The following is a 20941-nucleotide window of genomic DNA, read 5'->3' as shown; positions in this document are numbered from 1 at the left end:
TATAATTATATTAGTCATAGTGTAATTATTCATAATTATACTTGACTAAATTAATTACAGCGATCGCTTTTAAATAACATCCTATTATATATTGTTAAAGAATAACTTTATATGGCTAATCAAAAATCACTTGATAAACTGCAGAAACTAATTAATGATACAGCTCAAACTAGCAATCAAAAATTGACTAACAATTTTACTGGTATAAATCTTGAGTTTGCTGACCTGAGTCTTTGCGATCTAAATGATATTAATTTCACTGAAGCTATTCTCAGGGATGCTTATCTACTTTGTGCAAACCTGAAAAGAACTAATTTTAGTAATAGCGATCTGAGTCATGCTAATCTGAGTGGGGCAATAATGTGGTTTGCCAACCTGAATAATATTAATTTAAAGAGTGCAGACCTTAGAGGGGTAAGTTTGAGAGGTGCTAACCTCAACAGTGCTAACCTAGAGAGTGCTAATCTCTGGCGTAGTGAGATTACAGATGCACAATTAATTCAAGCCAATTTAACTAATGCTAATTTAATTCGTACTAATCTCAGAAATACTAATCTCACAGATGCTAATTTTAGTCATGCTCAACTTGATGAAGCAAACATCAGTGAAGCTAATCTCACAGATGCTAATTTTAGTTATGCTAATTTGACAGATGTTAACCTTAAAGATTCTAATTTAAAAGGTGCTAATTTATCTAAAATTAATCTTGTCAGAGGTCAATTACATCGAGCTAATCTAGAAGGTGCTAATCTAGAAGGTGCTAACCTAGAAGGTGCTAATTTAAGTGATGCTAATCTTAATTATGCAAAGTTGATGAATGCTAACTTAAATCATGTTAATTTCAGGGGAGTAAAAATTAATCATAAAACAGAATTAGATGATAAGTGGTATCTTGTTTGGGATATTGTAAATCATGGCGCTTATGGTAGAACTTTAAATGGTGTTGATCTTGAAGGTGCTGACCTTAAAGGCGCTAATATGGGAAATGCTAATTTAGCAGATGCTAATTTAGCAGATGCTAATTTCAGATATGCTAACCTCAGTAATACTAATCTCAGCAATAGTAAATTAACTAATACTAATCTGACAGATGTTAATTTGATCAAAGCCAATTTGTCTAATTCTAATATGCAAGGTGCTAACTTGAGCAACACTTTATTATTTAATGCTATCTTGGCAGGTGCTTTATTAAATGAAGCTAAATTGCTAAAAGTCCAACTGTGTGATGCAGAATTATCAAATGCAAAATTGAAAATGGCAAATCTGATGGATGCTAACTTAAAAAATACCAAGTTATTGAAAGCTGATTTAAGAGAAATTAACCTAAAAGGTGCAGAATTAAAAGGTGCTATATTTGGTGAAAATTTAGGAATTACTGAAGAAATGAAGCAGGAGTTAGTTAAACGTGGAGCTATTTTTCAGGATAAATATTAGGTGTTGGTGAAGCGCGGGTATGATATTAATCGCGCATTACTTAGGAGTCAACCCACCCGCGGGTCCCGACCGTGGAGGGGAAGTCAGAAGTCAGGAGTCAACCCACCCGCGCGCCCCTCCCAGGAGGGGAAGAAAGAAGAAGAAAAAGTAGTAGAAGGAGGAAGTTTTTTGTTCGCGCTCTTATCCGGACAAGATATCATACTTGTTTTCACCAACGCCTTTATCCCTTTATTTGTTGCCGTAGTGAGTCTTTAATCCTAACTTTTTGGTCACTCAAGCTTAAAAAGTTGCACTTTTTTTCGTTCTAAAAAGGCACTTACCTTTATCTGTAAATGCTTTTAGATTTAATCAGCAAGCTCTACTTAGGGTTTGCGTATGGAAAGTCTTTTAGTAGGGGTAGGAGACAGCTATACTGGAGACAACCCACCAGCGGACCCCTCCTAGGAGGCAGGGTCTATTTATTGTCACGCCTAGAAAAAAGGAAGAGGGGGGAGAGGGGGAAGAGGGGGAAGCACAGGAACTCAAAAAAATATAGGGTTGTAAATATTCTCGCTACGACAAAGAATTAGCCCTGCTCCCAGGAGGGGAGGGGAAGACAGGAGGAACGGGGAATTATAGAGGAAGTAGTCGGAAAAATTGTAAGAGTGATTTTTCTGCCATAATCATCCCAAAATACTAGTTTTTTGAGCTGCATAAAGCTGAAAACAGGCGCATTTTTTTAGACCAAAAAATGCTAACACCAATATCAGTCAATGCTTTGATATTTAATCAGCAAGCTCTACTTATAATCAAATAGTTAGTTGGAATAATAGGGATATTTTTTCTGTATAGACGAGGATGAGTTTTCGATTAATTAGTCTGAATTATCCTGATTTTATATTATTAAGAAGTTGATGAAAATCTCAAGCAACGATATTGAGCATTTAGTAAAGCTGTTACTTCTGGTGGTTTAGAAGTAAATTGGATATAAAAATAACCATTTTCTACAGATTTATCCAAAACTTTAGCATAAATATCTTCTGTCAGTGTTTCTGAATTAGTTGCAGGGAATAAATTGAGTTTAATATTAGTAAATACAGAAGGTATAGAACTTGTTTCTTGTGAAGCAGATTTTACCAATGCTCCTTTACTAGAAAGTTTAACTAAACTACCTAAAAATAAATTTTCTGCAACGTGCTTACCTTCCAAAATTGTATATTGGGTAGGTATTTCTTCAGTCAGGTCTAAAAATATTTGTTCCTCTTCTTTTAAGAATAAGTTATACTCTCCAGCAATCCCAGTAATATTATAAATATTAATAGGTTGTTTGACTCCTTTTGGTTGCACTAATTTTCGCCCATCAATTCTCAAAAGTGATTCTCCTACTTCTTGAAGTGTAGTTTCAGAGATGAGAATTTCACCACCAGTAGAATAAGATTCAATCCGATAAGTCAAATTAACTTGATTTCCAACTACACCATATTTTGTGCGTTTCTCGGAACCAATATTTCCAACTACAACCTCCCCAGTATTAATACCAATTCCCATTTCTAAAGGAGCTAAACCCCAAGCTTGTATTTGTTGATTCACAGATTCCATTGCCAACTGCATAGCTAAAGCACAAGCAACTGCTCTTTCTGGATCGTTTTCTCTGGTTGTTGGAGCACCAAATAAAACTAAAATCCCATCACCCATAAATTCATCAATAGTACCATGAAAAGAGGTAATAATATCTGCCATAGAAGAAAGATAAAAGTTAATAATAGTCACAACTTCTTCTGGTGGTAATCGTTCAGAAGTGCTGGTAAAACCCCGGATATCGGAAGTGAGAATTGTAATTTTTTTCCGTTCACCCCCTAGTTTTAAACCTTCTGGTGTTTCTAAAAGATTTGAAACTACTTCATCTGTCACATAACGACCAAAAGTTTGGCGAATATGTGCTTTTTCTGTGCGGAGTTTTTTAATATTAATATGTGTCTTAATTCGAGCTAGTAATTCTTCTTTGTGGAATGGTTTAGATAAATAATCATTAGCACCTGCTTCTAATCCAACTACTAAATCTGAAATTCTATTTTTAGCAGTTAACATCATTATTGGTAGTTGATGAAGTGGCCATTTTTTCCTAATTTTTTGTGTAACTTCATAACCAGTCATACCAGGCATCATTACATCTAATAAAATTAGATCGGGTAGAAAACCTTCATCAAGAATGTTTAAAGCTTTCTGTCCACTATTAGCTTGAATAACTTCATAATTATGCAAAGAAAGTTGATTAGTTAATACCATTAAATTCACAGGTTCATCATCAACAATGAGAATTTGGAATTCACCTTCTTTTTGTTGGTTATTTAGTGGAGTAACATCAGATGTTTGAACTTGATTTATTTCTGATTCTGAATAGGTTTCATCTGAAACAGATGCTGCTAAATGAGAAGCATCCAAAAAAGACATTTGCCTTTTGAGAGAAGATTCAACTTGACTACTTTCTGCTGGTTTTTCAGAAATATCCAGAGTAAAAGTAAAATCAGATCCAATACCAGAAGTTGATTTTACTGAAATAGTGCCACCGTGTAATTCAACTAATTTTTTAGTAATTGGTAAACCTAAACCTGTACCACCATATTGACGTTCTGTAGATCCATCTCCTTGCTCAAAGGATTGAAAAATTGCCTTCTGTTTATCTTCAGGAATACCAATGCCATTGTCAGAGACAGTGACTGCTATTTTTTGGCGGTTATCAACATCAATTAATTCTGCTGAGACTCTCACAATACCGCACTCTGTAAATTTGATTGCATTTCCCACCAAATTATGCAAAATTTGCTGAACGCGATTTTCATCTGCTGTTGCAGGTGGGAAGTTTCGGGGAATGGCATTAATAAGTTGCAAATCTTTGCCTTGCACCAGAATACGACAAAAAGCGATAACTACTTCTGTAATCTCTCGCATTCCTACTGAACCTAATTGTAGTTGAATATCATGGTGTCGTAGTTTGGAAAAATCCAGAATATCATTGACTAAATTTGTGAGACGATATCCACTTCCAACAACCATTAATAGATTGTTTTTTTGCAGTTCTGAAATAGACCCAGTAGCACCATCAATCATAGATTCTGCTATACCAATCATTCCATTTAAAGGTGTACGGAGTTCGTGGGATGTATTTGCTAAAAATTCATCTTTGAGTTGATCTAAGTGTTGCAACTCCTGATTTTTTGTTTCTAGATGATTAAATGACTCTTCTAATTGTTCAGTCATTTGATTAAAAGATTTAGCTAACATAACTAACTCTTTCACTCCTTTAATTGGCACATTTTGACCTAATTTTCCATGAGAAATTTCGCTAGCTGCTGTTGATAATTTTTTGATTGGTTTAGTTATCCAACGTACTATTAATAGTCCCAAACCTACAGCTATTCCCAATGCTAAAAAACATAGTTGAATAGTGGAACGAGTATTGGCGTTTATTTGCCCCATAAATTGTTTTTCTGGGATGACTACTACTGTCAACCAATTGAGACCATAATTATCAGCATAAGGTGAAACTTGCATAAATATTCGCTCGCCATTGAGCATAAATTCAAGTTGTTTTGTAGTGTCAATGTTACTCAAGTCTCTGTATTGTTCTGTCAAATATTGTGCTGTTGATTTGATTAAATTACTATTACTATCTACTGCCTTTTGTATTCCCAGTTCATCTGTTTCTTGCGATGCTTCTGTTTCCATGGAACTTGCTATTAATATACCTTCTGTATCTAAAATAAAAGCTCCTCCAATTTCACCAATTTCTATGCTTTTTAGGAATTGACTTAATTCTTGAGAGAAGTAAATATCAACACCACAGACTGCTTTAAGATTATTTTGCGGGTCGTATATTGGTAAAGCAGCAGTAATTATAGAGACTTCGGTGCTAAAGTCTAGGTATATTTCACTCCATGTAGCTTTACCTGCTTTAACAGCTGCCTTATACCATGGACGACTCCGGGAATCATATTTTTTAGAACTTTGTTTAACTAAATTTTGAACGTTACCTTGGCTATCTAAAGGATATTCATAACGAAAAAAATCCGTCAATTCATTACTAATAGCTAACCGTAATTTATTATTTGTTCCTAGTCTTGTTACTCCTACAAATTCACCTTTTTGGGGACTACCACAATAAATCCAGATAACTGATTTAAATAATTTCATTTGTTGCCAAAAAAGACTTTGACCTTGTACTGGAAATAGACTCAGATTGTTTTCTTGGATAGCATAAGCATTTAATTGATTAATCAGATGAGGAATTTTTAAATAGTCCTCTATTTCATGATCGATGTGGGCAGAAATTTCTTCACGAAACTTACTAGCTAGGTCATTAATAGCTCTCTGTCCATTCCTAAAAGATAACCATCCTGTTAATCCAAATACAATCAATAACTCCAAGAAAAATGGAATAATTAGGATGATTCTTAAAGGTGTTTTTTTCAAAAAATTTGTATTTTGATTTAATGGCTTGATAGGTTTTATTTTCATGGAAAAGAATCCTAAATAATAACTAATATCATGTCTGGATAATTAGTGATAAAAAAACTTTCTCCTTCAACTCCAGTTATTCCTCTTCCTTCTTCTTTATTCCCTCCTGACTCCTGAGGACTCCGTCGTTATTTATTTATAACTGTTCAACCTGACATGATATAATTTTGTATTATACTATAGCCATCTTATTTCAGTTGCAGGTAAAAATATATTTGAATTTTGGGAGCATGGAACAGACCTCTCCAAAAGTAAGGATTTAGGTAAAATTGTAGTGACCAATTATATATATCCTGTCCTCAAATTAATAATGTATTAGAATATATTTATAATCATCCAAAAGAAACAAAAAGGATTATTGGTATTACAGATAAACAACTAATAAAGTTAATAGAAAATGCTCAAAAAATTGAAGAAAAACAAAGACAGGCGATCGCCACTCAAGAAAAAAGATTAATCAAGGCAGGAGGAGGAAGAAAAAAGTCTTTAAGCAAGCCGGAAGAGATAATTTTGACGCTATATTATTTGGAGGTTAGAGAGGAAGAACAAAAAAGCTGGTTTTGATACCGGATTTGGTATTACATGGACAACAGAGCAATAAAAAAAATGTTTTGAATATTGACCGCTTGTTTGTTTGATGATATTCTAACAATTGAAAACATTCTAACAACTAAAGAATGAAACAAATACTATCGTGGTTGATGTCAGCACTACTGACATTTTCCTGCTGGAACTTTATGCCTTCAGTGACATCTGTTGCTATAGCTGCAACTAATTGCAGCGGCACAGTTATTTTTGAGGATAGCTTTGATGAAGACCCCCTCAAGTTAGGAAATTCAAGTTTGACAAACTGGGATGTAGAAAAAGCGATCGCCGATATCCAAGGTCAAGATGAACCCAAAGACGCAAATCAGAATGGTTATAATCTCTATGGTTACTATGGACTAGGCCATTATCTAGATTTGAGTGGAGGTGGAATTTCAACAATTAACACTAAAAGAACATTCATCTTGACCCCTGGTACTTATCAACTTTCCTTTGAGATCGGTGGCAGTCCTGGCTATATAAGTAGGTACGCAGTTGAAGTAGGGAATATTTTCCATGAGGATTTTCTTGTAGACGGCGATGATAGAATATTTAGCACTATTAGCCGCCAAATTAAGGTTGATACCGATACTAATGCTTGGTTGTCATTCATTAACTATGGTCCAGATGGAACTTTCGGCCCGATATTGAATAAAGTAAGTTTCAACAAACTTCCTGATTCGAGTATTTGTCCTCCGCCTAATCAATCTAACCTTTGTTGCGACACTACATCAGTTGAACCTGAAGTTATTTTTAAGGAAACCTTTGACCAAGAACCTTTGAAATTAACGGTCAATAATTTGGCAAATTGGAAAGTAGGGAGCTTGAAGGTGAGTTCAAATGGAGGCTTTATCGATATCCTAGGCCAAAAAGAAGATAGTACTTCTTTGTACGATTACTATGGGCCAGGAACTTATATTGATTTAAGTGGAGGTGGAATATCAACTATCTCCACCAAAGAGAAATTCACCTTGACTCCAGGGATCTATGAACTCTCCTTTGAGATGGGTGGTACTCCTAAATCCTACTTAAGTAGGTACACAGTCCAATTGGGAGATGTTTTCGATGAGAAATTTATTGCAGACGGCCAAAAGGAAGAATTTGTAACTGTTAAGCGCCAAATTAAGGTCGAGAAGGAAACTAATGCTTGGTTGTCATTCATTAACTACGGCCCAAATGCAACTTATGGTCCGATATTGAATCAAGTTAGCTTAAGCAAAATAGCAACTTGTAATGGAGGAGAAGTCGAGAAGGAAAACTTGGTAGAGAATGGCAGCTTTGAAGAACCTGAATTAGAAGGTTTCTATAGTTTTGAACAATCAATTCCAGGGTGGGAAAAAGTTCAGGGGTATGCGATCGAAATTAATAAGAGAGGTATAACCGCTCCCAAAGATGGGTCACAAGTTGTAGAACTTGACAGTTATTCAACTACCAAAATTGCTCAAGATATTACTACTGAGGTGGGTAAGACCTACACACTTTCCTTTGCATTCAAAGCTAACCCTAATGCTTCTGAGAACAAGTTGAATGTGTATTGGGGAGATACTGTAGTTGCGAATCTAAATAAAACAGCAACGGAAACCGAATGGCAAACCTATACCTATGATAACCTCAAAGCTACTAGCACCACCACTACCTTAAGTTTTGACAATCTTGATGAGATATCTGATGCTGCTGGTACTTACATTGATGCAGTGAGTTTGTTAGAGAACTAGGTTTTGAGTGTTATTTATCCCAAGTTTTTTTTGGGATAAATTTATGCACTAGGTATTAAGATTAGGAAAGCTAAGAAACTTCAAAACATTACAGTTAAAAGTTTTGAATCTAGCTGAATGATGTTTGCGGAGCATTCCGTAGGAAATGCTGAATGCTTATAGCTATACTACTTTTTACCTCTGGTGTGTCTTGTTTCTCAAAAATCAATGGATAACATTTAGAACAAACGATAAACAATAAAGTCAACTAGAAAAGCGATCGCCCAGATTAAAACTAGGCGATCGCTTCTTACTTTTAATGTCCAAAAAAGTGCGATCGCTCTTGGAACTTTAGTCATGTGATATCATGTCCGGTTGAATACTTATAAATAAATGACGGAGTCCTCAGGATTCGTAGGGGGCGAATGGCCATTCGCCCCTACAGGTTTTCCCTATTCTCGTTCCTGAATTTCCTGACTTCACCAGGACTGAGTACTGGGAGCAAAAGCACATATCTCGTGCAAAGATACCACTCAGGGGTTCTATAAGAATTTCTATATTAGTCTCAAAAATATCCAATTATCTTACCAAACTTTCAATTGAATCAATATCGCTAGGCAATTCTTGAGTCAAAACATCAGCACCATTTGGAGTTACTAAAACATCATCCTCAATTCTAATACCTCGAACATCATCAAATTTTTCTAGCTTTTCCCAATTCACAATATCTTGATATTTTTGACGCATTTCTTTGTCATTTAAAATGCCTGGTACTTGATAAAAACCAGGTTCAATTGTGACTAACATTCCGGGAATTAATGGACGATTTAATCGTAGAAAACCTAAACCAAAACGACTACTACGCTCCCTACCTATTTCGTATCCAGCTAAATCTCCTAAATCTTCCATATCGTGAACATCTAAACCTAATATATGACCGATTCCATGAGGAAAAAATAAGGCATGAGCATCCATTTCTACTAAGTCTTCTGCTTGACCTTTTAAAATTCCTAAATTGACTAATCCTTCTGCAATAATTTGAGCTGCTAATAGATGAATATCTAAATATTCAATACCAGGTTTTATTTGAGTAATACAAGTATCATGGGCAGCTAAAACTACATCATAAATATCTCGTTGGGTGGGAGAAAATTTACCATAAACAGGCCAAGTTCGAGTCACATCACTTGCCCAACCTAAATTTGTTTCTGCTCCCACATCTGCTAATAGTAAATCTCCTGTTTGTAGGGGGTGATGATATTGTCCATTGTGCAAAACTTCTCCATGTACAGTCACAATACTTGTATAAGCACAAGTCATATTATGGGAGATAATAATACTCTCCATTGCGGCTCGGATATTAGACTCGAATTTAGCATTTTTGGTGCTTGCCATTCCAGCTTTATGAGCTTCTACAGTTACTGCTACTGCTTGTTTGATTTCTGTTAAAGCTGTGGCATCGTGACTAAGTCTTAAAGAGATAATAGCTTTTGTTAATTCTAAGTCAATTTCTTTGGGTTTATTAGGTGGAGAAATATGTCTATTTAGAGTCTGAAATTGTGTGTTTTGAGTAGGATAATTTTGCACATAAATAGTTGCAGCATTTGTGGCGCGAGATTTCAATTCTTGCATAGGAAAAGCTGCATCAGCACCAATAATTTCAGCTAGGCGATCGCGTGTGGGTACTTCTCCATGCCAAAGTTGACTACTAGGTGGTGCATTATCCATAAATAGTTCTAATTTTTCTCCATCTAAATGTATAGCAGCATCTTCAATAGGTAGTCCGGCAAAATAGAGAAAATGACTGCTAGGACGGAAGGGAAAAGTATTAGCTGGAAAGTTGCGGGGACTAGGAATTCCTGACCAAAGTATGACGGGAAAATTGATTAATTTGGCTAATTTTTGTCTTCGGTTACGAAGTGTTGTTGCTAGAGAAGTTTGTAAGTTAGGAATGTGCATGATAGTTATTTATATAGAGTAAGAAGGAAGAAGGAAGAAGGATATAAATCAAAATTTTCTAGTTTCCTTTTTGCGGTATGATTTTTGATGATTGGTATCACAAATGATAGATAATTTGAAAAAATCTCTAATTTACTATTGTACCAGCTTCAAATTTACTATTGTACCAGCTTCAAAAGGAAGAAGGAAGAATAAATTAAGAGAAAGCCAAGAATGATATAAATAAATAGTTTTTAGGAGGTCAGAGAAGTCAATTATTGGCAAAATTTTCTAATTTCCTTTTTGAAGTATGATTTTTGATGATGGGTATCACAAATGATAGATAATTTGAAAAAATATCTAATTTACTATTGTAGCAGGTTAAAAATTTACTATACTACTGGACTGACACAGGGGGATGGGGCGGGTTTATCTAAATTTAATGTTGAGCAAGCATTATATTCTTGGGGTGGGGGCGGGTTAATAAGATAATTTGAACACCATTAATTTAACGCGGAACCCGCCCCTACTATTACTTTTTAGGGGTGTCACGCCACTATATTATTACTAGGAAAGGTCAATTCTCTGATATTTCCCCCTAGTCAATACAGCAAAAAGCAAAATCAACTAGAAATCAAAAATGTCAATTATAAAAATTTTAATGATTACGTCAATCTTCTTATTAACAACAGTAGTTACTATATTTAATGATAGTATATCTGAAGCTAAAAATAATAATAATCTTGTCTATCAAAATAATTATTTCCAATTAGCTGAAGCTAACTCAGTAGAAAATTTACAGGATATTATTGGGGAAAATGCACAAGTAGAAAAAGTAGTAGAAGGTTTCAAATTTATCGAGGGACCTGTCTGGCATCCTGACGGTTTTTTACTATTTAGTGATATTCCAGAAAATACAATTTATCAATGGCAACCTAATCAAGAAGTCAAAGTATTTCGTCGTCCTTCTGGGAAGGCTAATGGTAATACACTTGATTTACAAGGAAGATTAATTACTGGCGAACATAATAATCGTCGGGTATCGAGAACTGAAAAAGATGGCAAAATAATTACACTTGCTGATGAATATAACGGTAAACTTCTGAATAGTCCTAATGATTTAGTTGTTAAATCAGATGGCAGTATTTATTTTACAGACCCTCCTTATGGAATTAAATCAGAACAGGAAGAATTAGGTTTTTATGGTGTTTATAAGATTGCACCAGATGGTAATTTAACTTTATTAGTTGATGATTTTACTCGTCCTAATGGTATTGCTTTATCACCTGATGAAACTAAACTTTATGTTAATGATTCTGAAAAAAGTCATATTCGTGTTTTTGATATTAAGTCCGATGGAACTCTAGAAAATGGAATGATTTTTGCTGAATTAAAAGACTCAAATAAACGAGGTGTACCTGATGGAATGAAAGTAGATTTGCAAGGAAATGTTTATAGCACTGGGCCCGGAGGAGTTTGGGTTTTTACTCCATCAGGAAAGTTATTAGGAATTATTACCGTACCAGAAAAAGTTGCTAATTTAGCATGGGGAAATAATGATTATAAAACTCTTTATTTAACAGCTAGTAAAAGTCTCTATCGAATTACTCTTAAAATTGCCGGAGTTAGACCCTTTCAGGGAATTCAAAAGTCAGAATTCAAAAGTCAAAAGTAAGATTTTACAGGCTCAAAACTTTGACACTACAGTAATTTCAGGAGATTATTTCAAATCTTATAGGATAAAACTATTTGTCACATCTCTAAAGTGAATTGGTATTAAACTTGGTGGAAGAAGGAAAAAGATGTTTCATTATCTAGGCAATTAGTTATAGCAGTCGCCACTATAGTTAGGACATCGGGTAATTATGATGATTTATGACGCGAGCAAGATGCTCGCACTAATTGTCAAATATCAACCTGGCAGTTGCTATATCTAGCAGAGAGGGAATAATCTTATGTTTTATGATACCAATTCATAAGTATTAATGCTATATTTAAACCATTTCTGAATAGCAATGCTATATTTGATTACTATCTACCCTTAGAAAAATTAAATATTCACAGCCAGATTAATGTTAAATAAACATCTGGTGATCATCAAAAATAAAATCAATTGTACAGAAATTATCAATTATTTTCCCCCTACTCCCTACTCCCTCTTTTTCAGAGATGTTAAATAATTATCTATCTAAAACATCATATCAAGCAATATTTCTCGGCTATAACTTTTTACCAAGAATTACTTGGAAAATATGGTCAAATTCTGCTGCTGAAATCGTGGCATTTTTTAACAACTATCGTATTCATAAACAGATTACATATTTGACTGTCAATAATTACGATTTAAAATTAGATATTTACCAGTCTCTCAAAAACAAACCTCACCCAGTAGTTATTTTTATTCATGGTGGAGGATGGGTAGACCGTCCAAAAGAAGTGGAACTACTTTTTTTATTGCCATATTTGAAAATGGGTTTTTCCATTGTGAATGTGGGGTATCGTTTGGCAGCACAGTCCTTAGCACCCGCAGCAGTAACAGACTGTCAGTCTGCTTTAGGTTGGACGACAAAAAATGCCCAGAAGTATAATTTCGATCCTGAAAAAATCATTGTTAGTGGTTTTTCTGCTGGAGGCCATTTAGCTATGACAACTGCTATGTTACCTACCTCTGCTGATCAGGAATTGAAAGTAGCTGCAGTCGTCAATTGGTATGGCATTACAGATGTTAAAGATTTACTTGAGGGGCCTAATGTTCGAGATTATGCTCTGGAATGGATGGGCAACCAGAGCGATCGCTTGGAAATTGCCAAGAATATTTCTCCTATTAATTATGTACATTCTCAACTCCCACCAATTTTCACTGTTCACGGCGATGCTGATTTAAGTGTGCCATATAATCATGCCGTGAAATTTCACGAAGCACTTAATCAAGCTAATGTACCGAATCAATTATTAACTATTTCAGGGGGTGGACATGGAAAATTTAGTTATAGTCAAAATCTGAAAGTTTATGAAAATATTGAAGCTTTTTTCATAAAAAATGATTTATTAGGTGATTAACAATTAGGTGGTAGTGAACAGTCTTGATCAAGGCCATATTGAGGGTTTTTAACAACTCCCAATTCCCAATTAATATTTCTTTACTATTAATTTCGACTACCACCTAATTAACTGCCAAAATGGCTGGAAAAACCAGAAAAAACTGAGGCAGTGTTGTTAACCTTAATCAATCAAAACAAATGTTATATCTGAGTGAATTTTCAGTAGTTAATTCAGCAGTTGGTATGATGTTACCAACTTTAAGCGATATGTTTATCTGGCGATCGCTCTTCTTCCTATTATTGGCAGCTACTTTTTGAATTTTGGGCTGAAAATACCTTTTATCGGATGTCCACTGTTACGTTATGTAGGTATTCCTTGCCCTGGATGGGGGTTGACCCGCTCCCTAACGGCAGTTGCACGAGGAAATTTTAGTCAGGCGATCGCTTATCATTTATTTGGGCCTATATTTTTTGCTGCGTTTGTTATTGCAATTTTACATATTGTTTTAGAATTAATAAATAATCGGAAAATCCGAACATTTTATGTACCTTTAATTCAAAATCATCATTTTCAAATTTTTTGTTTTCTAGTTTTATTTGGTTATCATGGAACACGACTACAAGAGTTGTGGAAAACAGGAGAAATTTATAATTTTTTGATTCATTCCACCCTGGGAAATTGGTTATTTGAGGTTATTAGTTAAGTGTGGAGACCCACCCCTAACCCCTCCCAGGAGGAGAATGTGGGGAGATGGAGAGATAGTGAAGATGAAATATAAAAAAGAATGCTACGAATAATTTAGCTGGTTAAAAAACTTTACCGAAAAATCGTGGTCTAAAGCCTCCCATTTTTTTATTGCCATATTTGAAAATGGGTTTTTCTGTATTAATTAGTGGTGAATAGTAATGGTTGAGGGTTGATATTGCAATCTTAGCTCCTGATACTTATGGCACTGCTCCCACTACTTCAGCTTAATTGCATTGGAGAAGCTTCATCAATGATTAAATACTGAATATTCTTTATTAATAAAATTATTTCAAGGGAAGTAATTTGCTAGAAGTAATTTGCTATTTGATATAATTTTTCTAGTCAAATAAAACAATTAATTAGCAATGAATCTACAAGAACAAAATTGGACTAACCTATTCGGAAATCATACCCCAGAAGGAACAGCTTGGTATGGTATTTGGACTAGATATTCTCCAGATTTAGAAGTTATAAAATCTTTTCAAGGTATCAGAAAATTCTCAGCTAATCAGGATAAAACAATAATTACTCACCACAATAATTACACTTATGCTGATGGTAGTACCGAAGAAAAACAATGGCAAATTGAGAAAGAAATTGCTAATCAACCAGATGGAATTATTCATCCAGCATTTGAATCAATGAGGACATTATCTTTCAGTAAAGAAGCCAAAACTTGGATGTGTCTACAATTAAAAATAGGGAATCGTTTTGGTTGTGAATTATTTTTCCAGCATCAAAATTTTCGGACTAGCGTTGCTTCTATGTATGGAGAGAATGGAGAACTAGCAGGATTTACACAAATTCGCGAACATCTTAATAGTTATCCAGACCAAAAACCAGGAGCAGAATTAAAGAATATATCGGGAAATTGGGTGGGACAAAAACAGTCTATGATTCCTGATTTACAAATTTCTCAAGAACCAGAACTTACAGAACTTGAGTTAGATCCAACTGCAGGTAAAAATCAAACATTTTTTCTGCCTGATGGTATAGTTATTAATGTTCCTGAAAAGGTAAACATAGGAGAAGAATTTGAACTTGTAGTAGGTAAGATGGTGATAGAAAATAAGTATAAACGAATGACAATTAAATATAATCAAGATGGTAAATTTATTCAGTTAATTTATGAAGTTTTTGACCGAAAAAATTAAACTAAAAAAAATAGTGGTAGGTCTTTTCAGTTATCAGTTATCAGTTATCAGTTATCAGTACCTCTGCTACCCCATTTAAACCAGGTTTCTTATAACACTAGCAAGCAAACGGATTTGATATTATTTCTAGTCCAGTAGTGGAGTGGCACATCTAAAATGGTGCAATAGCAATAGTAGGGGCGGGTTCCGCGTTAAGTTAATGGTTTTACCCAGGACCTGGTGAACCCGCCCCCGCACCAATAATCTAAATGCGCTTCAGCAATCTACAGCACTAAACAATTAAGATTAATACCATACACTAATTCAGCAACGCCAATATGAAAATTCTTTTAGTTGAAGATGATAAACAAGTTGCCGATGCACTATCGGAGGCATTGCGCGATCGCAATTATGTTGTGGAAACTGCTCAAGATGGAACAGAAGGTTTAGAACTGGCCAAAACTTTTACTTACGATTTAATTGTCCTCGACCTAATTTTACCTAAATTAGATGGAATTACTCTTTGCCAACAGTTACGAAATTCGGGAGACCGGACGTTAATTTTAATGCTGACAGGTAAAGATACTAGGGATGACCGAGTTTTAGGATTAGATATAGGAGCGGATGATTATGTTGTCAAACCCTTTGACCTCAAAGAGTTATTAGCCAGAATTCGAGCATTGTTACGACGTAAAGAAACAACACTACCTCCTATTTTAGAATGGGAACGACTCCGTTTCGACCCTAATCATTATGAAGTCAAGTATAACCACCAATTATTACAACTGACTCCCAAAGAATATGCTTTGCTAGAATTATTACTCCGCAGTACTAGTCGCATTCTCAGTCGTCGTGCTATTCTGGATAACCTCTGGGAATTTGAAGACCCGCCAGAAGAAGAAACCATTAAAGCTCATGTGCGTGGGTTGCGCTCAAAATTGAAAAATGCGGGGGCACCTGCTAATTTTATTGAAAATATTTATGGTGTCGGTTATCGACTTAATCCTAATGTCTAATACCAAATTGATAAATTTTTCCTACAAATAGCTAGGATATTTCTTAGGAGTCAGGAGTCAGGAGCCAGGAGTCAGAATGAATGGCTTCAAGACCATTTTTGAGCTAGGAAATTCTCTTTTTTGTTAATGGGACATCTCCTGTAAAGTCTTTAGATCGCGCTTATTATTCGTAACATTCTTTTTTCAAAATGGTAAAAATGTCTAATTTTAAACAGTTAAGAACGGTGCGATGGCGTCTGATGCGCTTCTATTTGGGGATAATGATAACAACTTTAGGCATATCATTTTTAGTCGTGGAACGTTGGGTAACTTATGACCTCAACCAACAATTTAATGACTACTTACTCCAATTAGCAGAAGCAGCATCTCAAACCTTGGAAATTGTTAAACATGAATCTAATGAACACGAAGAGGGAGAATATGACAAAGACCAACTACCAGAAGAACATTACCAAAGTAATTATCCAAAAACTTATCCAAAGCTTGCCGACCTAATGGCAGGATACAACCGCCACGAAACTCTTGCAGTTTCCAAACACCGTCTATTTTATTATGCTCAAGGGGTAGAATGGTTCGATGAAAAGCAAAAATTGATAATTCGAGAAGGCGATCTGGATGTCACCTGGTCTCTATCAGATAATTTAGAGCGTTCCGGTAATATTCTAGAACGAAATAAAATTCGTAGTTTGGTTCTGCCAGTATTTTACACGCTCCCTAAAAGCGAGAGTGAAAGACTATCGGGTTATATCCGCGCTAGTCATGTTACTGAAGTGTTGGATATTCAGTTAGAAAGACTGCGATGGGGATTAATAATTGGTGGGGTGGTGGCAGTCAGCTTAACTGCATGGGGTGCAATTTGGTTAACCAACAAATCTTTACAACCCATTGCCCAAAGTTTTGAGATACTGAAACAATTTACCGCTGATGCGTCTCACGAATTAAGGAGTCCGCTGACGGTAATTAAAAGTTCCATTTCTGTATTACAAAGCCATCCCGAACGTATCGATCCAGCAGATAAAAATAAAGTAGATGCTATTGCTGATGCTAGTTATCGCATGACACATTTGGTAGAAGATTTATTGTTATTAGCACGTCTAGATGGTTCAGTTGCGTTGATGAGTCTGGAAAAAATTCCCCTTCCCTTAGATGAAATTCTCGAAGACACTATTGAATTTGCTCGTAGTGAAGCAGAACAAAAAGATATTGAGCTTAATTCAAATCTTGATTCAGATATCTGGGTTTTGGGAGATGGACAGCAACTACAACGGGTATTTTCTAATTTAATTGACAATGCCATGCAATATACCCCTAAAGAGGGGAAAGTCACAGTTTCTTTGTTTGCCGATCATGAAACAGCAATTATTGCAGTAGAAGATACAGGAATTGGCATTGCTCCAGAAGAGTTACCCCAAATATTTGAACGTTTGTGGAGGAGCGATCGTGCTAGAATTGAACGACAAGAAGGAACAGGGTTAGGCATGGCGATCGCTCAAACCTTAATTCAGGTTCATGGAGGCAAAATTGAAGTAACCAGTAAAATTGGTGTAGGAAGTTGTTTTTGGGTAAAACTTCCAATTTTAAGGAGTAGGGGAGTAAGGGAGTAGGGGAGTGAGGGAGTGGAGAAGATGGAATCAAGAGTTTTGTTTGTAGTTGGGCTTTAGCCCCTTAAAATATCTATCCTACAGCACTTTTGAGATTTACAGGACTTACGCATACAAAACCCTTGAAAACACCATATGTAGGGGCGTTTTGCTGTCGCATAACTCCGTTAACGCTCCGCGACATATAAAGCGGAGCTTTGCGGAACGCAAATGGCATTCGCCCTTACCTATTGTATGAAGATCGACAGAATTATATTACTCCAAAGCCAACGGATTTGATATTATAAGTTTTGATATTATAAGTTTTGATATTATAAGTTTTGTTGCAGTTTTTTACTTAAAATCTCAAACCTTAAAAAAATAATAATAACACGATATTTTCCCTAGTTTTTTACTTTTGATAACTAATCTAAGAATCAAGTCTAAATTAGCGTCAAGAAAGATTCTATGATTACACAGTCTCAACACTCTCAAGAATCACCACTTCCTCGACCTATGGATATTGCCACCACCTGTGTTTATGGGTTGAGTTTCCTCTCAGCAGGGTTATTTATGTTTCTACCTCTAGTGAACTTGTTGAGTCCGAGTCCGTGGCAACGTTATATGGGAGCAATACATGGTTTTGCCGCCCTATTAGCAACAGTTGTTATCTCTTATGCAGGACATCTAGCATTTCCCCTATTACGAGGAGTTCGGAAAATTCTCCCTCAAATGCGTACCCTTACCTTTTGGTCAACCTGTTTGTCATTTTTCGCTATTGCTTCAGGAAATTGGGTATATATGCGCTATCGTGCTCCTGCCAACGGTGCAAGAGCTTGGTTGCGGGAAAATACCCCTTTAGTACATTACCTATTTATGGAATATCATGAATTCACTGTTCTGTTTACCCTTCCTTTAGGTGCTGCCTGTACCTGGGTTTTGTGGAAATATGGCGACTCAATTTTAGAGCCACAAAATCGTCCTGTTCTTACCGGAACTTGTTTAGCATTGATGGCAATGATGTTCTTTGGTATTGGCGGTTTGGTAAGTGGTTTAAATGTTGCCAGAATGCACTCTTTGTAAAGAGGAGTCAGGAGACAGGAGTCAGGAGACAGGAGGAGAAAAAATCATAATGCTGAAAGTAAGTCAGAGATTACTTTTGACTTTTGACTTTTGACTTCTAGCTTGCCCGTAGCAGTATATTCATCCAAATTAGGAGAACACTAATGCAAATTTTCGATCATGAATTTCAGGATTTACCATTTTACGTCAAATTTTGGAATCAACTAAAACAATTTCCTCAAGGTTTGGCAACCGGAGCAAAATCTAATCCAACTGTATCCGGACCCGCAGCAGCAGCACTTGTGAGTGCAGCTTTCAGTTGTTTTGCATTAATGGTTAACCAGCATTTTTGCAGTCTATTTAAAGTTTGGGAAACAAAAGTTTGGAGTTTAGGTGATTGGATTCCTGGTAGTCACAACCCCGACCCCTTATACGGTGAAATTGGTAGTTACTCAGGGAAAGAAACAGTAATGTTAATCGCTTGGTTATTTAGCTGGTTCCTCCTTAGTCAACTTTGGAAACATGAACAGGTTCAGTTTTCAACTATCTTTTTCTTCCTGTTTACATTTCTTGTTGCTGCAACAGTAATGAATTGGCATCCTCTATTTCCATATCTGCCATTAATGCCTAAATAGGGAGATGGGGAGATGGAAACCCACCCCTAACCCCTCCCAGGAGGGGAATGTCGAGAAAGATTACTTTTGAATTTTGACTTTTGAATTGAATGATTGTTTGGAGGTACAACACAATGTTACAAGCTAGTGAATACAAACAAAAAGTTCTGACTGTACGACAAAGGCAAAATTTGCACAAATATGTCTCAATTTGTGTCGGGTTATTACTTTTGATGTTAGCAACATTTCCTATAGCATACCTGCGAGTCAGTGGCAGTGGTAAATATAATGGTGGTGCGTTTAATTCTTTAACTCTTGAAGAAAACGAAAAACCCGAATTAAAAGGCGATCGCTAACCGCTCAAAAACTTGTTATCGCAGAAGGAAGAAGGCAGCGGGAACTGTTGGCACAGCATGACCTAGGAAAAGCAGAAAGAAAAATCTGGCATTGCCTAAGTTTTCAGCATGGGGAGTAAGTGTGGCCCGAAAGGAGGATGTATCAGTGCGTGATTTGTGATTAATGCAGCGTAGGGTCAGACCATATCCTTTACTCCCCATCCTCCCTACACTCCCCCTATATTTTTAAATAAATCCCATATGGGTTCCCTGTTACCTACTCCCTCTTTTCCCAAAATATCTATTTTAATTGTGAATAACGATGATTTTCAATTTTGTCAAATGTACCATTGTAAACAAAGTTTCTGGGCATATCTGCGTTAAAGAAATCATGAGGAAAACCGAGTTCAATTTGACTTACTTTCTCAAGTTGCTGAATTTGAGCTGCTGATAATTCCACATCTACACATTGAATATTATCTTCACTCTGGGAAGAAAAGGAGACAAAATTATACTTACCTCCTAAACCTTCCGGGTCAATTGTAGCGATCGCCTTTTAAGCACAATTGGCCTTTTTAAGCATTGGCCATAATCTTCTAAGGGCTAAAGAAATAACTTTAAAGGCAATTAAAGTTTTAAATCCTTGAGCTTTTTGAGATGTTCCAGCACTTGGTAAGTCTACATTAACTCCAGACTGAGCAGCCAAAATTAGAGCATCTTTGCTTTGGATTGTGGCTAATTTAACAGCCTTAATTTGTAAAAGTGCTGGACCAGGCGACTTGGGGAGCTACCCCTTACCGCAACTTCCAGGCGTGGAAGTTTCTTGGGAATTTCACCCAGACAATTTCACCCGTTCCTGGCAAAATGCCCAAACAATTAGTTAGTCATCAGGCGGTTTATATGTTGTTGAAAAAATGATATTCCAGTCTTTTACCAATTTGAGTTCGTGTTTCAAAGTTTAATTTTAAAATTTTATTTTCTAAGTCATATTCATAGCCCATCTCAGAGCTGATTTATAAAGTAAATATTAAGAGGATAAATGCTTTACAGTGTAAGGGTTCGACACTATCTAAGCCCCTAGGGCATAATTTTCCGCAAACCCATGCTAGAAAGGAGTTTTAACTCAGTTTATAAATCAGCTCTCAGGAAATTCCCGAACAGAGTTTACAAATTTTTCATCAACTAATAATTGAATAATTTCAGTTTCTTGTTCTTTGTAAAATCTTTGAATTGCTTTGATAGAATTAATATTTATTAATAAGTCATG

16 protein-coding genes and 1 pseudogene are annotated in these 20941 nt (G+C 35.7%); 13 read left to right on the top strand and 4 right to left on the bottom strand.

The window, feature by feature from the left end:
- Window positions 1-111 precede the first annotated feature (111 nt).
- Window positions 112-1434 carry a pentapeptide repeat-containing protein gene (locus tag F6K15_RS11740; protein WP_293060960.1) on the top strand — a complete coding sequence of 441 codons (1323 nt, stop codon included), beginning with the start codon at window positions 112-114 and terminating at the stop codon, window positions 1432-1434.
- Window positions 1435-2316: 882 nt separating this feature from the next.
- On the opposite strand, the gene F6K15_RS11735 is transcribed toward F6K15_RS11740, so the two are convergent.
- Window positions 2317-5928, bottom strand: a complete 3612-nt coding sequence (locus F6K15_RS11735; RefSeq protein WP_293060958.1) for a response regulator — start codon at window positions 5926-5928, stop codon at window positions 2317-2319.
- Window positions 5929-6231: 303 nt separating this feature from the next.
- Between F6K15_RS11735 and F6K15_RS11730 the strand changes: the two are divergent.
- Window positions 6232-6456: pseudogene (locus F6K15_RS11730) on the top strand (DDE transposase family protein); the annotation flags it as partial.
- A gap of 149 nt (window positions 6457-6605) precedes the next feature.
- A complete protein-coding gene (locus tag F6K15_RS11725) occupies window positions 6606-8228 on the top strand; it encodes a DUF642 domain-containing protein (RefSeq protein WP_293060956.1) in 1623 nt (540 codons plus the stop codon).
- Window positions 8229-8786: 558 nt separating this feature from the next.
- On the opposite strand, the gene F6K15_RS11720 is transcribed toward F6K15_RS11725, so the two are convergent.
- The gene (locus F6K15_RS11720) at window positions 8787-10166 is read right to left on the bottom strand and encodes an aminopeptidase P family protein (protein WP_293060954.1); all 1380 of its coding nucleotides are present in this window, start codon (window positions 10164-10166) and stop codon (window positions 8787-8789) included.
- Between the two features lie 619 nt (window positions 10167-10785).
- On the opposite strand from F6K15_RS11720, the gene F6K15_RS11715 reads away from it, so the two are divergent.
- The 9 genes from F6K15_RS11715 (at window position 10786) to F6K15_RS11675 (ending at window position 19695) form a co-directional block, all read left to right on the top strand.
- Window positions 10786-11820: an SMP-30/gluconolactonase/LRE family protein gene (locus tag F6K15_RS11715; RefSeq protein WP_293060952.1), complete on the top strand. Its 1035-nt coding sequence runs from the start codon at window positions 10786-10788 to the stop codon at window positions 11818-11820.
- A gap of 494 nt (window positions 11821-12314) precedes the next feature.
- Window positions 12315-13205, top strand: a complete 891-nt coding sequence (locus F6K15_RS11710; protein WP_293060951.1) for an alpha/beta hydrolase — start codon at window positions 12315-12317, stop codon at window positions 13203-13205.
- Window positions 13206-13500: 295 nt separating this feature from the next.
- Window positions 13501-13890 carry a DUF2752 domain-containing protein gene (locus F6K15_RS11705; RefSeq protein ID WP_293060950.1) on the top strand — a complete coding sequence of 130 codons (390 nt, stop codon included), beginning with the start codon at window positions 13501-13503 and terminating at the stop codon, window positions 13888-13890.
- A gap of 409 nt (window positions 13891-14299) precedes the next feature.
- Window positions 14300-15088, top strand: a complete 789-nt coding sequence (locus tag F6K15_RS11700) for a DUF3598 family protein (RefSeq protein WP_293060949.1) — start codon at window positions 14300-14302, stop codon at window positions 15086-15088.
- A 317-nt stretch (window positions 15089-15405) separates the two neighbouring features.
- Window positions 15406-16083: a response regulator transcription factor gene (locus tag F6K15_RS11695; protein ID WP_293060947.1), complete on the top strand. Its 678-nt coding sequence runs from the start codon at window positions 15406-15408 to the stop codon at window positions 16081-16083.
- A gap of 197 nt (window positions 16084-16280) precedes the next feature.
- Window positions 16281-17687 (top strand): cell wall metabolism sensor histidine kinase WalK, encoded by a 1407-nt coding sequence (locus F6K15_RS11690; RefSeq protein WP_293060946.1) that lies wholly within the window; start codon window positions 16281-16283, stop codon window positions 17685-17687.
- Between the two features lie 444 nt (window positions 17688-18131).
- The gene (locus tag F6K15_RS11685) at window positions 18132-18746 is read left to right on the top strand and encodes a hypothetical protein (RefSeq protein ID WP_293060944.1); all 615 of its coding nucleotides are present in this window, start codon (window positions 18132-18134) and stop codon (window positions 18744-18746) included.
- A 143-nt stretch (window positions 18747-18889) separates the two neighbouring features.
- Window positions 18890-19360 (top strand): hypothetical protein, encoded by a 471-nt coding sequence (locus F6K15_RS11680; RefSeq protein WP_293060943.1) that lies wholly within the window; start codon window positions 18890-18892, stop codon window positions 19358-19360.
- A 113-nt stretch (window positions 19361-19473) separates the two neighbouring features.
- On the top strand, window positions 19474-19695 hold the full coding sequence (locus F6K15_RS11675) for a hypothetical protein (protein ID WP_293060942.1): 222 nt from the start codon (window positions 19474-19476) through the stop codon (window positions 19693-19695).
- Window positions 19696-19975: 280 nt separating this feature from the next.
- Here the strand turns inward: F6K15_RS11675 and F6K15_RS11670 are convergent, their stop codons facing one another.
- A complete protein-coding gene (locus F6K15_RS11670) occupies window positions 19976-20134 on the bottom strand; it encodes a hypothetical protein (RefSeq protein WP_293060941.1) in 159 nt (52 codons plus the stop codon).
- A 96-nt stretch (window positions 20135-20230) separates the two neighbouring features.
- Window positions 20231-20380 (bottom strand): hypothetical protein, encoded by a 150-nt coding sequence (locus F6K15_RS11665; protein WP_293060939.1) that lies wholly within the window; start codon window positions 20378-20380, stop codon window positions 20231-20233.
- Between the two features lie 25 nt (window positions 20381-20405).
- Between F6K15_RS11665 and F6K15_RS11660 the strand changes: the two genes are divergently transcribed.
- Complete coding sequence (locus F6K15_RS11660) at window positions 20406-20558, top strand: hypothetical protein (RefSeq protein ID WP_293060937.1); 153 nt, start codon at window positions 20406-20408, stop codon at window positions 20556-20558.
- Window positions 20559-20941 lie beyond the last annotated feature (383 nt).

It is taken from the genome of Okeania sp. SIO2B3 (assembly GCF_010672525.1).
Taxonomy (GTDB): domain Bacteria; phylum Cyanobacteriota; class Cyanobacteriia; order Cyanobacteriales; family Microcoleaceae; genus Okeania.
The sequence above is the reverse complement of the archived record's forward strand: the minus strand, read 5'-3'. Positions and strand labels throughout refer to the sequence as shown.

Bases quoted from the DNA above. Each gene is read 5' to 3' on its own strand.
- F6K15_RS11740 (WP_293060960.1), top strand. From the start codon at position 112: ATGGCTAATCAAAAATCACTTGATAAACTGCAGAAACTAATTAATGAT.
- F6K15_RS11735 (WP_293060958.1), bottom strand. From the start codon at position 5,928: ATGAAAATAAAACCTATCAAGCCATTAAATCAAAATACAAATTTTTTG.
- F6K15_RS11725 (WP_293060956.1), top strand. From the start codon at position 6,606: ATGAAACAAATACTATCGTGGTTGATGTCAGCACTACTGACATTTTCC.
- F6K15_RS11720 (WP_293060954.1), bottom strand. From the start codon at position 10,166: ATGCACATTCCTAACTTACAAACTTCTCTAGCAACAACACTTCGTAAC.
- F6K15_RS11715 (WP_293060952.1), top strand. From the start codon at position 10,786: ATGTCAATTATAAAAATTTTAATGATTACGTCAATCTTCTTATTAACA.
- F6K15_RS11710 (WP_293060951.1), top strand. From the start codon at position 12,315: ATGTTAAATAATTATCTATCTAAAACATCATATCAAGCAATATTTCTC.
- F6K15_RS11700 (WP_293060949.1), top strand. From the start codon at position 14,300: ATGAATCTACAAGAACAAAATTGGACTAACCTATTCGGAAATCATACC.
- F6K15_RS11695 (WP_293060947.1), top strand. From the start codon at position 15,406: ATGAAAATTCTTTTAGTTGAAGATGATAAACAAGTTGCCGATGCACTA.
- F6K15_RS11690 (WP_293060946.1), top strand. From the start codon at position 16,281: ATGTCTAATTTTAAACAGTTAAGAACGGTGCGATGGCGTCTGATGCGC.
- F6K15_RS11685 (WP_293060944.1), top strand. From the start codon at position 18,132: ATGATTACACAGTCTCAACACTCTCAAGAATCACCACTTCCTCGACCT.
- F6K15_RS11680 (WP_293060943.1), top strand. From the start codon at position 18,890: ATGCAAATTTTCGATCATGAATTTCAGGATTTACCATTTTACGTCAAA.
- F6K15_RS11675 (WP_293060942.1), top strand. From the start codon at position 19,474: ATGTTACAAGCTAGTGAATACAAACAAAAAGTTCTGACTGTACGACAA.